General features: G+C 73.9%; 12 protein-coding genes. 7 read left to right on the top strand and 5 right to left on the bottom strand.

The features are described from left to right. Window positions 1–870, top strand: a complete 870-nt coding sequence (locus ABD158_RS17800) for an alpha/beta fold hydrolase (RefSeq protein ID WP_344009083.1) — start codon at window positions 1–3, stop codon at window positions 868–870. Here ABD158_RS17800 and ABD158_RS17795 read toward each other — a convergent pair. From ABD158_RS17795 to ABD158_RS17775, 5 genes are all read right to left on the bottom strand, one after another. Then, complete coding sequence (locus tag ABD158_RS17795) at window positions 867–1,388, bottom strand: twin-arginine translocase TatA/TatE family subunit (RefSeq protein ID WP_344009081.1); 522 nt, start codon at window positions 1,386–1,388, stop codon at window positions 867–869. The genes ABD158_RS17800 and ABD158_RS17795 overlap by 4 nt on opposite strands. An 11-nt stretch (window positions 1,389–1,399) precedes the next feature. After that, on the bottom strand, window positions 1,400–2,182 hold the full coding sequence (tatC, locus tag ABD158_RS17790) for a twin-arginine translocase subunit TatC (protein WP_344009079.1): 783 nt from the start codon (window positions 2,180–2,182) through the stop codon (window positions 1,400–1,402). Continuing rightward, entirely contained in the window at window positions 2,179–2,397 is a 219-nt protein-coding gene (locus tag ABD158_RS17785) for a Sec-independent protein translocase subunit TatA/TatB (RefSeq protein ID WP_344009077.1), read from the bottom strand. Before ABD158_RS17785 ends, tatC begins: the two co-directional genes overlap by 4 nt. A gap of 60 nt (window positions 2,398–2,457) precedes the next feature. Beyond that, window positions 2,458–3,435: an intradiol ring-cleavage dioxygenase gene (locus ABD158_RS17780; RefSeq protein WP_344009075.1), complete on the bottom strand. Its 978-nt coding sequence runs from the start codon at window positions 3,433–3,435 to the stop codon at window positions 2,458–2,460. Window positions 3,436–3,542: 107 nt separating this feature from the next. After that, a complete protein-coding gene (locus tag ABD158_RS17775) occupies window positions 3,543–4,664 on the bottom strand; it encodes a hypothetical protein (protein WP_344009073.1) in 1,122 nt (373 codons plus the stop codon). 266 nt (window positions 4,665–4,930) lie between these two features. Here ABD158_RS17775 and ABD158_RS17770 point away from each other — a divergent pair, with 266 nt between their 5' ends. The 6 genes from ABD158_RS17770 (at window position 4,931) to ABD158_RS17745 (ending at window position 12,955) form a co-directional block, all read left to right on the top strand. Then, the gene (locus ABD158_RS17770) at window positions 4,931–5,800 is read left to right on the top strand and encodes an NAD(P)H-binding protein (protein ID WP_344009071.1); all 870 of its coding nucleotides are present in this window, start codon (window positions 4,931–4,933) and stop codon (window positions 5,798–5,800) included. After that, entirely contained in the window at window positions 5,797–6,363 is a 567-nt protein-coding gene (locus ABD158_RS17765; RefSeq protein ID WP_344009070.1) for a hemerythrin domain-containing protein, read from the top strand. Before ABD158_RS17770 ends, ABD158_RS17765 begins: the two co-directional genes overlap by 4 nt. 188 nt (window positions 6,364–6,551) lie before the next feature. Continuing rightward, the gene (locus ABD158_RS17760; protein WP_344009068.1) at window positions 6,552–8,222 is read left to right on the top strand and encodes a sodium:solute symporter family protein; all 1,671 of its coding nucleotides are present in this window, start codon (window positions 6,552–6,554) and stop codon (window positions 8,220–8,222) included. A 12-nt stretch (window positions 8,223–8,234) separates the two neighbouring features. Then, window positions 8,235–8,522: a hypothetical protein gene (locus tag ABD158_RS17755; RefSeq protein WP_344009066.1), complete on the top strand. Its 288-nt coding sequence runs from the start codon at window positions 8,235–8,237 to the stop codon at window positions 8,520–8,522. A gap of 186 nt (window positions 8,523–8,708) precedes the next feature. Continuing rightward, on the top strand, window positions 8,709–11,195 hold the full coding sequence (gene leuS, locus ABD158_RS17750) for a leucine--tRNA ligase (RefSeq protein WP_344009064.1): 2,487 nt from the start codon (window positions 8,709–8,711) through the stop codon (window positions 11,193–11,195). 80 nt (window positions 11,196–11,275) lie between these two features. Further along, a complete protein-coding gene (locus ABD158_RS17745; RefSeq protein WP_344009062.1) occupies window positions 11,276–12,955 on the top strand; it encodes an alkaline phosphatase D family protein in 1,680 nt (559 codons plus the stop codon). Window positions 12,956–12,996 lie beyond the last annotated feature (41 nt).

Raw genomic sequence — 12,996 nt, 5'->3', positions numbered from 1 at the left:
ATGACCACCCACACGCTGGCCGTGCCCGGCGCCACCCTGACCTACGACGTCCACGGCGAGCTCACGCCCGGGACGACCCCGCTGGTGCTCGCCGGCTCCCCGATGGACGCGGCCGGGTTCACGACCCTGCGCTCCCACCTCACGGACCGCGTCGTGGTCACCTACGACCCCCGCAACGCCGGACGGAGCTCCGCGGACGACCCGGCCGCGGCGGTGAGCGCGGCCCGGCACGCCGAGGACCTCCACGCCCTCGTGGACGCCCTCGGCGCCCGCCCGGTCGAGCTGTTCGGCACGAGCGGCGGCGCCACCAACGCCCTGGTGCTCGTGGCGCGCCACCCCGAGGACGTGGCGGTCCTGGTCGCCCACGAGCCGCCGATGGCCGCGGTCCTGCCCGACCGCGAGGCCGTGCTCGGCGCCGTCGACGACCTGGTGAGCACGTACGACGCGTCGGGGAGCGGACCGGCCATGGCGCGGTTCATCGCCCTGGTGACGCACCGTGGGCCCGTGCCGGGGGACTACCTCGAGCGTCCCGCGCCGGACCCGGCCGCCTTCGGACTGCCGACCACGGACGACGGGCGGCGCGACGACCCGCTGATGGCCAACATGCGCGACCGGGGCCTCGACGCGGCGCTCGACGTGAGCGCGCTGCGCGCGGCCCCCACCCGGGTCGTGCTGGCGGTGGGGGAGGAGTCCGGCGGACCCGAGGACGGGGAGATCGCCGGCCGCGCCGCCCACGCCGTGGCGGCCGCGCTCGGTGACGACGCCGTGGTGTTCCCGGGCGGGCACGCCGGCTTCCTGGGCGGAGAGCACGGCCAGACCGGCCGGCCGGAGGAGTTCGCCGCGCGCCTGCGCGAGGTGCTCGCCGGTTAGGGGGCCGCCCCCGGCCCGGCCTCAGCCTGGGTGCCGTCGGTGCCGTCGGTGCCGTCGGTGCGGACGGCGACCTCGGCGACCTCGGCGGCTAGGCGCCGCGGGTCGTCGTCCGGCAGGGAGGTGATCAGCAGGCGGCGCGGGTGGGCGGCCGACCCCGTGACCAGCCAGGTCTGCCCGGGCCGCACCCGGCGTGCCTCCTCGACGAGGCGCGGGTCCGCGCCGGTGACGAGGGAGGCCGCTCCCACGGTGTCCGTCGGCTGCGTCAGCGCCGTGCGGACGACGTGACGAGGGTCGTACCGACGCAGGTCCCAGGCGCGTTGCTGCTCGGACCAGGCCGCGGGGTGCAGTGCGACCCCCAGCTCGGACTCCGCCCGGACCCGCTGGTCGTCGACGAGGGCACGGAACGAGCGCACCAGGGTGGCGAGGCGGTGGGCGTGGACCGGCAGCTGCTGGGGGCCCACCAGGACCCCGGCGACGAGGGCGACCAGGACCAGCTTCTCGAAGCTCAACCCGGACACGGGCGCTCCTCTCAGGACAGGGACGGGGCGGGATCGGGCCCGGGGAGGGCACGACGGGCGGCGCGGGCGTCGTGGACGTGCGTCACGAGGACCGCGACCCCGAACAGCCCGGCCATGGGTGCCGCGACGAGGAACATCGACAGCAGGTCGGCGGCGGGCGTGACGAGGGCGCTGAACAGCGTGATCACGACGACGATCAGCCGCCAGCTGCGACGGATGGACGCGGCCGGCGCCAGCCCCAGGACGTTGAGCATGACGACCACCACCGGCAGCACGAAGGCGATCCCGATGGCGACGACGAGGGTGAGCACGAAGTCGACGTAGTACGTGGCGGTCAGGATCGTGGTGTCCTCCGCCGCCGAGAAGCCCGCCAGGAGCTCGACCATGTGGGGGAAGAGGGCGAGCCCGAACGCACAGCCGCCGGCGAACAGCGGCACCGCGGCCAGCCCGAAGCCGAGGGCGTGGAGCCGCTCGCGGCGGGTGAGGCCGGGGGCGAGGAACGCGAACACCTCGCGGGCCCAGACCGGGCTCGAGAGCACGAGGCCCGCCATGACCGCGATCCGCATCCGCAGGTCGAAGGCCCCGGTGACGGTGTCGTAGTTGAGGCTCGCGGCCCGGTCCCGGGCGATCTGCTCGACGGGCGCCCGCAGCACGTCGAGCACGTCGTCGGCGAGCCAGAAGCCGAGCGCGATGCCGACCAGCACCGCCGCCGCCGCGCGGACGCCGCGTCGGCGTGCCTCGGCGAGGTGGTCGACCAGGGGCATCGTCCCCCGCGCGACGGAGGCGGTGGTCACGAGGCGCTGCGCACGCTCGGCGCCTCGGCCGGCGAGGTCCCCGGCGCCGTGCCGGTGGCGCCGGCGCCGGTGACGTCGTCGCCGACCTCGTGCTTGAGGATCCGGACCGACTGACCGACGCTGCGGGCCAGCGCCGGCAGCTTGGTGGAGCCGAAGACGAGCAGGACGATGGCGAGGATGACGAGGGCGTGCCAGCCCGTGAGGTTCTGCAGCATGGGGTTCTCCTGGGTGCGTGGTGTGCGTGGTGCGCGTGGTGTGCGTGCGGGGGAGGGGCGTCAGGCGGCGTCGGCGGGGGGCTCGCCGGACGGGGGCTCGCCGCCGGGACCGCCGCCGCCGGGAATGCCTCCGCCCGCGGCGCCCGGCTCGGTCGAGGTGTCGACCCCGACCGCGAGCGTCGCGGTGTAGCCCGCGTCGACGTCGCCCGTGATCGTCGGGACCTGCAGGGTCCAGTCGCCCTCGCCGAACAGGCTGTCGTCGGAGACCCGGGTCCCGACGGCGGCGAGGTTGTCGGTGGATCCGGCGTACGTGTCGAGGGCGTAGACGTCGGCCAGCATCTCCGGCGGGAAGGCGAGCTGGGAGGTCGCGACGACGTTCGCGACGTCGGTGGCCGAGTCGAGGTCGGGGTAGACCTCGAAGTGGACGTGCGGCCAGCGACCCGAGTAGCAGGCGGGGACGACGGTGGTGAAGGTGACCTCGCCGGCGCTGTCGGCGACCTGGATGCCGCGCAGGTAGGTCTCGTCCTCCACGCCGGAGGAGTACATCGAGTAGCGGCCCTGGGCGTCGCAGTGCCACACGTAGACCGCGACCCCGGCGAACGCCGCGTCGCTCTGCAGGTCCGTGACCTGGAGGGTGAGCCGCAGCGGCACGCCGTCGGCGACCGTGCCGCCGTCGAGGCTCGAGGTGATGTCGCTGCGCTCGATGCCGGACTCGGTGAGCACGTTGACGTCGGCGGTGCCGTCCGCGGGGTAGGGGCCGTTCGTCTCCTCGGGGATCTCGCCCTCGGAGGTGGTCGCCGCGGCGGAGGCGGTCGACGTGGACTCGGTGGCGCTCGAGCCCGAGCCGCCGCCGCAGGCCGCGAGGGCGAACGCGCCCGCACCGACGCCGACGAGGCCGAGGACCCGCCGGCGCGTGACGAGGGTGCCGAGGTCGAAGCCGGCGCCCTGGTCGACGACCTCGTCGTCGGGGCGCGCGAGCGCGCGACCCTCGTACGTCGGGCCGTCGGGCGACGGCTGGGGCTCGGGGATCTGGCTCACGGGGGACCTCCTGGTCACGTCGGGATGGGGACGTGATCACGATGACCCGCGCTCGTGTGCTGGAGGTGTGCTGTGCCTGTCGCCTTCCTGTGAGCCTGCGGTGGGTCTCAGGCGTGACGCAGGACGGCCAGGCTGGTGAGCCGCTGCTCGGTGGTGCCGGGGTCGTCCACGGGCCCCGACAGCCGGACGGTCGCCGGGTCGTCCGCCGGGCTCAGCAGCGCCAGCGCGACCGGGCGCTCGCCCCACCGGCCGGCGGCGACGAGCGACTCCACGGTGAGGGCGGCGGCGTGGTGGCCGTCGTCGCGCAGCCGCCGGGCACCCGCCGCGGACAGCGCGACCCGCGGGTGCCAGCGCACCACGCGGGGGATCACGGCCATGATCCGGCCGGCGTGGTGGAACGCGAGGTGCTCGACCTCGGCCGGCAGGCGCTCCTCCGCCGCGCACACGTACGCCGCGTGGTCGAGGAAGGTGCGCCACGCGCCGGGCTGGGTGACCAGCAACGTGTCGCGTCGCGCCGACGCCGCCACCCGCGGCCCGGTCGACGCCGGCCCGGTCGACACCTGGGCTGTCGACACCCGAGCGGTCGACGCCGGGTCGGTCCCGACCGCGACGTCCGGCACGTCGGCGACGTTCGGCGTGCCCTCGGCGTCGTCGGCACCCGACGGGCCGTCCGGGTCCGGCGCGGCCCGCAGGACGTCGTGCCGGTCCTCGTCGTGCACGAGGCCCTCGGCGTCGAAGAGGTGGACCAGCTCGGTGAGGAGGACGTGGCTGCGGGCGTCGACGATCCGGTCGGGGGCCCCGAGCGCGTCACGCACGGCGTCCGCCATCCAGGCGAACGAGATCCACACGACCTGGTCGCGGGACTCCTCGGCGACGCCGTCGGGCTCCGCGAGCCACGTCGGCACCGGCGGGTCCGGGGTCAGCACGAACAGCCAGTGCCCGGGGCGCAGGCCGCCGGCCAGGCGCCGGACGCGGTCCCGGGAGGGGCCCTCCTCCTCGAAGGCCCCCCGGGTGGTCACGACCTCGAACGACCAGTCGACGTGCGCCGTCAGCCGGGCCGCGGAGCGCATCGTCGCCGGCGCGACCTCGACCGCCCGCAGCGCGTCGCCGACGCCGCCCGCGTGCGCGAGCAGGTCGCGGACCAGGGTCAGGTCGGCGCGCATCAGCACCGCGAGCACGGCCGACTCCACGCGGTCGTCGCCCGCGCGCTGGAAGATGGATACAGACATGTCAACGGCCCCCCGCCGCAGTGCGCCGACTCCATCACCCCCCGGTTCGGGAGCGGCGCTCACACACAAGAATAGGAGACGACCCCCCGGCCGCCTCCGGATCACCCAACGGACGACCGCCCCGGAGGTCACGGCCGGCGGGGGCCGACGTGACACCCCCCACGTCGGGCCGGGGTACCGGAATGCCGACCGGACCCGTCGTGTTCAGTCGCTCGCCCACTGATCCGTCACGGCCCGCCGCGGCCCGACCCCAGGAGGACCACCCCATGACCGTCGCCGTCACCGGAGCCACGGGACTGCTCGGACGCCACGTGCTCGACGAGCTGCTCGGCCGCGGTCTCGAGCCCGGCCAGCTGCGCGCCGTCGGACGCAACACGACGGTGCTCGACGCCCTCGACGCCGAGCTCGGCATCGACACCGTCCAGGCGGCGTACGACGCACCCGAGACCCTGGTGCCCGCGTTCGACGGTGTCTCGACGGTCGTCCTGATCTCCTCCAGCGAGGCCGGTCGCCGCATCGGCCAGCACCGCAACGTCATCGCGGCCGCGCGCGCGGCCGGGGTCGAGCGTCTGGTCTACACCAGCCTGCTGCACGCGGACCGCAAGCAGATCTCGCTCGCCGCCGAGCACGAGGCCACCGAGGAGCTGATCGCCGAGAGCGGACTGCCGGCCACGATCCTGCGCAACGGCTGGTTCAGCGAGAACTACCTCGGGGCCCTCCAGCAGGCCGGCACCACCGGGATCCACCTCACGAGCGTCGGGGACGGGCTCGTCGCCAGCGCGTCCCGCCGCGACTACGCCGCCGCCGCGGCGGTCGCCGCGCTCGAGGACACCCACGCCGAGCGGACCTACGAGCTCTCCGGCGACGTCGCCTGGCCGCAGACCGAGCTGGTGAGCGCCTTCGGGTCGATCCTGGGGCGCGAGGTCGAGCTGCGCCAGCTGAGCCGTGACGAGCACGCGGCCGCGCTGACCGAGTCCGGGCTCGACCCCGCGGTGGTGCAGTTCCTCGTCGGCATCGACGCCAGCTGCCGCGCGGGCGCCCTGGCCGACACGACCGGTGACCTCTCCCGCCTCACCGGCCGCCCCACGACGCCGCTGGCCGACACCCTGCGCGAGGGCCACGCGACGGCCGCGTGAGCCCGGACCCCCGCCCGCCCCTGCCCGGCTGGGACGAGGACGCCCGCCCGCGGACCACGGCGTACGACGAGGTCGACGCCGCGGCACGGGCCCGCGGCGACCACCTCCGCGCGATCCACGACATGTACCGCGACGGGCTCGCGCAGGTGGCCGACGTCGTCGACGCCGTGGCCGTCGGGGCGCAGGACCTCGGCGCGGCCCGCGAGGCCGTGCAGCGGCTGGGGCTGCGGGCGGCGGCCGAGCAGGCCGGGTCGTTCTGCGGCCAGCTCTGCCGGGCGGTCGACGCGCACCACCGCATCGAGGACGCCGTGCTCTACCCCGCGCTGCGCGGCGCCGACCCCGGCCTGGGCCCGGTGCTCGACCGGCTCGACGAGGAGCACGTCGTGGTCCACGCCGTCCTGGTGCGCCTGGACGAGACCCTCGTCGAGGTCGCGCGACGCCCCGAGCTGGTCACCGTGCTCGCCGAGGAGGTGGCCCACCTGCGGCGGCTGCTGGAGTCCCACTTCCGCTACGAGGAGGAGCAGATCTGCGCCCCGCTCGGCGCGCACGGCATCGCCGTGTGACGCGGTCGGCAGGAAAGGTCCCCGGGCCGCTGCGGCAGGGGTGGGTGCGCGAGGAGGTGACCCGGGAGTAACGTCCCGGCCTGGTGTGGCACCACGCACACCACCCTGCACACGGGGCACACCGGTCCGCGGGCGGGGCACACACGGGGCTCCGCCATCCTGACGGCGCCGGAACGCTCGGAGGTCGGATGGACGAGGCGCTGCGCCTGGACGCCAACTGGGTCGACTACCTGCTGGTCGCCCTCTACTTCGGTTTCGTGCTGGGCATCGGCCTGGCCGCCCGCCGGCAGGTCTCGACCAGCCTGGACTTCTTCCTCTCCGGGCGCAGCCTCCCGGCGTGGGTGACCGGCCTGGCCTTCGTGTCGGCCAACCTCGGCGCCGTCGAGATCGTCGGGATGAGCGCCAACGGCGCCAACTACGGCATCGCGACGATGCACTACTTCTGGGTCGGCGCCGTCCCGGCGATGCTGTTCCTCGCGATCGTGATGATGCCGTTCTACTACGGCTCGAAGGTCCGCAGCGTCCCGGAGTTCATGCGCCGCCGCTTCGGCACCGGCGCCCACCTCGTCAACGCCGTCAGCTTCGCGGTGGCCCAGCTGCTGATCGCGGGCATCAACCTGTTCCTCCTCGCGACCGTGGTGGAGGTGCTGCTCGGCTGGTCGCTGATCGTCTCGCTGGTGGTCGCCGCGGCCGTGGTGCTCACCTACACCGCGCTGGGCGGGCTGTCCGCGGCGATCTACAACGAGGTCCTGCAGTTCTTCGTGATCGTCGCCGCCCTGCTGCCGCTGACGCTCGTCGGCCTGCACAAGGTCGGGGGCTGGGACGGCCTGACGCAGGCCGTCACGGAGAGCCCCGGCGGGGCCGAGCAGCTCTCCTCCTGGCCCGGCACGGCCCTGACCGGCTTCGACTCGCCCGTGCTGTCGGTCGTCGGCATCGTGCTCGGGCTGGGCTTCGTGCTGTCGTTCGGCTACTGGACGACGAACTTCGTCGAGGTCCAGCGCGCGATGGCCGCCGACTCGATGGCCTCCGCGCAGTCGACCCCGGTCATCGGGGCCTTCCCGAAGATGTTCATCCCGTTCATCGTCGTCATCCCCGGCATGATCGCGGGCGTCCTGGTCACGGAGATCGCGACCGAGAAGGCCGCGGGCGGGGAGCCGGCGTACAACGACTCGCTGCTGTACCTGATCCGCGACCTGCTGCCCAACGGCATGCTCGGCGTCGCGATCGCCGGCCTGCTCGCGTCGTTCATGGCCGGCATGGCCGCCAACATCTCCGCGTTCAACACCGTCTTCAGCTACGACCTGTGGCAGCAGTACGTGAAGAAGGACGAGCCCGACGAGTACTACACGCGCGTGGGCCGGCTGGCGACGGTCGGGGCGACGGTGATCGCGATCGGCACCGCCGGCATCGCGTCGTCGTACTCCAACATCATGGACTACCTCCAGACGCTGTTCGGGTTCTTCAACGCCCCGCTGTTCGCGACGTTCATCCTCGGCATGTTCTGGAAGCGGATGACCGCCACCGCCGGCTGGGTCGGCCTGGTCGCCGGCACCGGCTCGGCGATCGGTGTCTGGGTCCTCTCGGGCGACGTCCTCGGGGTCATCGGCCTGTCGGGCCAGGGCGCGGCGTTCGTCGCGGCCGGCGTGGCGTTCGCCGTCGACATCGTGGTCTCGGTCGCGGTCAGCCTCGTGACCACCCCGCGTCGCTACGACGACCTGCGCGGGCTCGTCTGGTCGCTCACGCCGAAGGAGACGTTCCGCGACGAGGACGCCGAGACCCTGCCGTGGTGGCGCCAGCCCACCAAGATGGCCGCGATCGCCCTGGTCATGGTCATCGGCCTCAACCTGCTGTTCCTGTAGAGGAGGACCTCCATGAGCGACGACACCCGCACCACCGGCCGGACCCGCAAGCGCAAGGCCGGGGCGTTCGACGTCCGCACCTTCATCGCCGCCCTGATCGGCCTGTACGGCGTGATCCTGCTGCTGACCGGGCTGTTCGGCACCTCCGAGGCCGACCTGGCCAAGGCGGACGGGCTCAACGTCAACCTCTGGACCGGCCTCGGCATGCTCGTGTTCGCGGCGGCCTTCCAGGCGTGGGCGGTGCTGCGGCCCGTGCGCGTGCCGGTACCCGACGACCAACCGGCGTCCGAGGCTCCCTGAGCCACCGCCCGCGCACCGGCCCGTCCCGCACCGCGGGGCGGGCCGGCGCCGTGTGGGCTACCGTAGGGGCGTGAACAGCCGCCTGCTCCTTCCCTAGCCGCGTCGCACCCGACGCGGCCGCCCCTCTGCGCGAGGGGCTTTTTTGTGCCCTGACCCCGACGGAGCAGAACCACCGAGGAGATCGTGATGACCAGCGAGCAGCACCCCGCCCGGGACGGCGCCGGTGAGGCCGCGACGTACGACGTCGCCGCGGCCGAGGCCACCTGGCCGCAGCGCTGGGCGGAGCTCGACCTGTTCACCGCCGACGACGGGTCGGCGAAGCCCACCAAGTACGCGCTGACGATGTTCCCCTACCCGTCGGGCGACCTGCACATGGGTCACGCCGAGGTCTTCGCGCTGCACGACGTGATCGCCCGCTACTGGCGCTTCCGCGGCTACGAGGTGATGGACCCGATCGGCTGGGACTCCTTCGGGCTGCCGGCCGAGAACGCCGCGATCCGCCGCGACGAGCACCCCGCGACCTACACCTACGCCAACATCGAGACGCAGGCCGCGTCGATGCGCCGCTACGGCCTCGCGTTCGACTGGTCGCGCCGGCTGCACACCTCCGACCCGGAGTACTACCGGTGGACCCAGTGGCTGTTCCTGCGCTTCCGCGAGCAGGGGCTGGCCTACCGCAAGAACAGCGCCGTCAACTGGTGCCCGGTCGACCAGACCGTGCTGGCCAACGAGCAGGTCGTCGACGGCGAGTGCGAGCGCTGCGGTGCCGTCGTCACCAAGCGCGAGCTCACCCAGTGGTACTTCAAGATCACCGACTACGCCCAGCGCCTGCTCGACGACCTGGAGACGGTCGAGGACCGCTGGCCGCGGCGCGTGGTCAACTCCCAGCGCAACTGGATCGGCCGCTCCGAGGGTGCCTACGTCGACTTCCGGGTCACCGGCCGCGACGAGCCGCTGCGGGTCTACACCACACGGCCCGACACCCTGTACGGCGCGACCTTCATGGTCGTGGCCGCCGACGCGCCGCTGGCGCGCGAGCTGGTCGCCGACGAGCAGCGCGCGGCGTACGAGCAGTACCTCGAGGGCGTCCGGTCGGCCTCCGACATCGACCGCCTCTCGACCGACCGACCCAAGACGGGCGTCGACCTCGGCGTCACCGCGACCAACCCGCTGACGGGCGAGGACATGCCGGTGTGGGCCGCCGACTACGTGCTGGCCGACTACGGCACGGGCGCGATCATGGCGGTGCCGGCGCACGACCAGCGCGACCTCGACTTCGCCCGGGCCTTCGGCCTGCCGGTGCGCCGCGTGGTCGACACCGGTGAGGAGGACCCCGCGGTGAGCGGGGTCGCGACCTCGGGCGACGGGACCTACGTCGACTCCCCGCTGCTGGAGGGCCTGAGCGACAAGACCGCCGGTGTCGCCGCCGCGATCGACAAGCTGGAGGCCGACGGCCTGGGGGAGCGGACCGTCAACTTCCGCCTGCGCGACTGGCTGCTGAGCCGCCAGCGCTTCTGGGGCTGCCCGATCCCCGTCGTGCACTGCCCGACCTGCGGGGAGGTCGGGGTCCCCGACGACCAGCTCCCGGTCGAGCTGCCGGAGCTCAAGGGCGCCGACCTGAAGCCCCGCGGGGTGTCCCCGCTGGCCGCGGCGCGCGACTGGGTGGAGGTGGCCTGCCCCTCGTGCGGCGGTCCCGCCGAGCGCGACACCGACACGATGGACACGTTCGTGGACTCGTCGTGGTACTTCCTGCGCTTCACCTCACCCGGCTACGACGAGGGGCCCTTCGACCCCGAGAAGCTGCGCCGGTGGGGCGCCGTCGACCAGTACGTCGGCGGGCTCGAGCACGCGGTGCTGCACCTGCTGTACGCCCGGTTCTTCACCAAGGTCCTGCACGACATGGACATGGTCGACTTCGTCGAGCCCTTCGACGCCCTGCTCGGGCAGGGCGTGGTGATCAACCAGGGCCGGAAGATGTCGAAGTCCCTGGGCAACGGCGTCGACCTGGGCGCGATGATCGACACCTACGGTGTCGACGCCGTCCGACTGACCCTGGTCTTCGCCAGCCCGCCGGAGGACAACATCGACTGGGCCGACATGTCGCCCGGCAGCTCGCAGAAGTTCCTGCAGCGCGCCTGGCGGCTCGCCGGCGACGTCACCTCGGAGCCGGGCGCCGACCCCGCGTCGGGCGACCGGGCCCTGCGCTCGGTCACCCACCGCACCGTGCGGGAGGTCGAGGAGCTCGTCGAGGGCATGCGCTTCAACGTGGTCGTCGCACGGGTGATGGAGCTCGTCAACACCACCCGCAAGGCGATCGACTCCGGCTGCGGACCCGCCGACCCGGCGGTCCGGGAGGCGGTCGAGGTCGTGACCGTGCTGCTGTCGCTGGTCACGCCCTACGTCGCGGAGGAGATGTGGGCGACGCTGGGCCACGGCCCCTCGGTCGCCGTGGCCGCGTGGCCCGTCGTCGACGAGGCGCTGCTGGTGCAGGAGTCGGTGACCGCGGTCGTCCAGGTCAAGGGCAAGGTCCGCGCCCGCCTCGAGGTGTCGCCCGACATCTCCGAGGCCGACCTCGAGGCCGCGGCGCTCGCGGAGGTCGCGTCGTACCTGGAGGGGGCGACGGTCCGCACGGTGATCGTCCGGGCGCCCAAGCTGGTCAACATCGTCGTCTGAGCGGGCCCGGGGGCAGCCGGCGGCCGGACGTTCACCTGGGCGTCGGGCCCCGGTCGCCGGACGGGAGTGTGATCGGGTCCATGCAGACCTCTCGGAGAACAGTCCTGTCCGCGGGCGCCGTCACCGGCGGCGCCCTGCTCGTCGGCTCCGCCGCCGCACCGGCCCCGGCGGAGCCCCGCGACCGTCGGGCCACCGCCGCCGCCCAGCGGCTCCCGGCGGACCCGTTCACCCTCGGCGTCGCCTCGGGCGACCCCGCCCCGGACGGCTTCGTGATCTGGACCCGCCTGGCGCCCAGCCCGACCGCCGCCGACGGCCTGGGCGGCATGCCGAGCAGCCGCTACCAGGTCCGCTTCCAGGTCGCGACCACCCGGCGCTTCCGCGGTCGCGACGTGGTGAAGCGCGGCGAGGTCACCGCCGGGCCGGAGACCGCCCACGCCGTCCACGTCGAGCTGCGGGGCCTCGAGCCGGGCCGCCCGTACTACTACCGCTTCGCCGTCGGTCGCTGGACCTCCCCGGTCGGTCGCGGCCGCACCGCCCCGCGGCCCGGCGCGCTGGCCTCGCTGACGATGGCGTTCACGTCGTGCTCCAACTACCCCGCGGGGTTCTTCACCGCCTACCGCCACCTCGCCGAGGAGCGTCCCGACCTCGTGCTCAACCTGGGCGACTACCAGTACGAGGGGGCGCAGGGGGCCAACGCCCTGGGCCGACCCCACCTCGGCCCGGAGACCACCACCCTCGCGGGCTACCGCCAGCGCCACGCGCAGTACAAGACGGACCCGGACCTGCAGGCCGCCCACGCGGCGGCCCCGTGGGTGGTCGTGTGGGACGACCACGAGCTCGACAACAACTGGGCCGACGACGTCTCGGAGAAGCCCGCCGAGCAGGGCGCCTTCGCGGCCCGACGCGTCGCCGCGTTCCGCGCCTACTACGAGAACATGCCGCTGCGGCGGACCTCCGTGCCCCGCGGTCCCGACCTGCAGCTCTACCGCCGCATCCAGTGGGGCCGCACCGCCACCTTCCACATGCTCGACACCCGGCAGTACCGCGACGACCAGGGCTGCGGGGACGGGTTCCGGACCGACTGCCCGGCCGCCGACGACCCGGCGCGGACGCTGACCGGCGACGCGCAGGAGCAGTGGCTGATCGACGGCTTCCGGGAGTCGACCGCCCGCTGGGACCTGCTGGGCCAGCAGGTCTTCTTCGGCCGCCGCGACTCCGCCCAGGGGGCCGAGGAGACCGTCTCGATGGACGCCTGGGACGGCTACGCCGCCTCCCGCGACCGCGTCGTCCAGGGCTGGCAGGACGCACGTGTCCGCAACCCCGTCGTGCTCACCGGCGACGTCCACGCCCACTGGGCCTCGGAGGTGCTGCGCGACCCCGAGGACGGCGACTCGGCCGTCCTCGGCTCGGAGCTGGTGACCTCCTCCATCACCTCCGGGGGTGACGGCTACGACCAGCCCGACGGGGAGCACCCCTGGGCGGACTGGAACCCCAACCTGCGGTTCTGGACCAACCTGCGCGGCTACGTGTCGACGACCATCACCCCCGACTCGCTGACCGCGGACTTCCGCTGCGTGCCCCGCGTCACCACGCCGGACGCCGGGGTGTTCACCCGGCGCCGCTACGTCATCGAGGACCAGGTGCGCGGTCTCCAGCTGGCCCTCGACGACCCGCAGCCCCCCGCGTCGTTCTCGGCCCGCTCGCTGCCGAGCGACGAGCAGATCATCCGCGACACGATCCGGGAGGAGACCGGCTACTGACTCCCCGTCGAGGCGGGGAGCGGGGAGCCCGGCCCCCTGCC

This window comes from Nocardioides lentus (assembly GCF_039529515.1).
In the GTDB taxonomy this organism is placed as follows: domain Bacteria; phylum Actinomycetota; class Actinomycetes; order Propionibacteriales; family Nocardioidaceae; genus Nocardioides; species Nocardioides lentus.
The sequence above is the reverse complement of the archived record's forward strand: the minus strand, read 5'-3'. Positions and strand labels throughout refer to the sequence as shown.

Bases quoted from the DNA above. Each gene is read 5' to 3' on its own strand.
- ABD158_RS17800 (WP_344009083.1), top strand. From the start codon at position 1: ATGACCACCCACACGCTGGCCGTGCCCGGCGCCACCCTGACCTACGAC.
- ABD158_RS17785 (WP_344009077.1), bottom strand. From the start codon at position 2,397: ATGCTGCAGAACCTCACGGGCTGGCACGCCCTCGTCATCCTCGCCATC.
- ABD158_RS17775 (WP_344009073.1), bottom strand. From the start codon at position 4,664: ATGTCTGTATCCATCTTCCAGCGCGCGGGCGACGACCGCGTGGAGTCG.
- ABD158_RS17770 (WP_344009071.1), top strand. From the start codon at position 4,931: ATGACCGTCGCCGTCACCGGAGCCACGGGACTGCTCGGACGCCACGTG.
- ABD158_RS17760 (WP_344009068.1), top strand. From the start codon at position 6,552: ATGGACGAGGCGCTGCGCCTGGACGCCAACTGGGTCGACTACCTGCTG.
- ABD158_RS17755 (WP_344009066.1), top strand. From the start codon at position 8,235: ATGAGCGACGACACCCGCACCACCGGCCGGACCCGCAAGCGCAAGGCC.
- leuS (WP_344009064.1), top strand. From the start codon at position 8,709: ATGACCAGCGAGCAGCACCCCGCCCGGGACGGCGCCGGTGAGGCCGCG.
- ABD158_RS17745 (WP_344009062.1), top strand. From the start codon at position 11,276: ATGCAGACCTCTCGGAGAACAGTCCTGTCCGCGGGCGCCGTCACCGGC.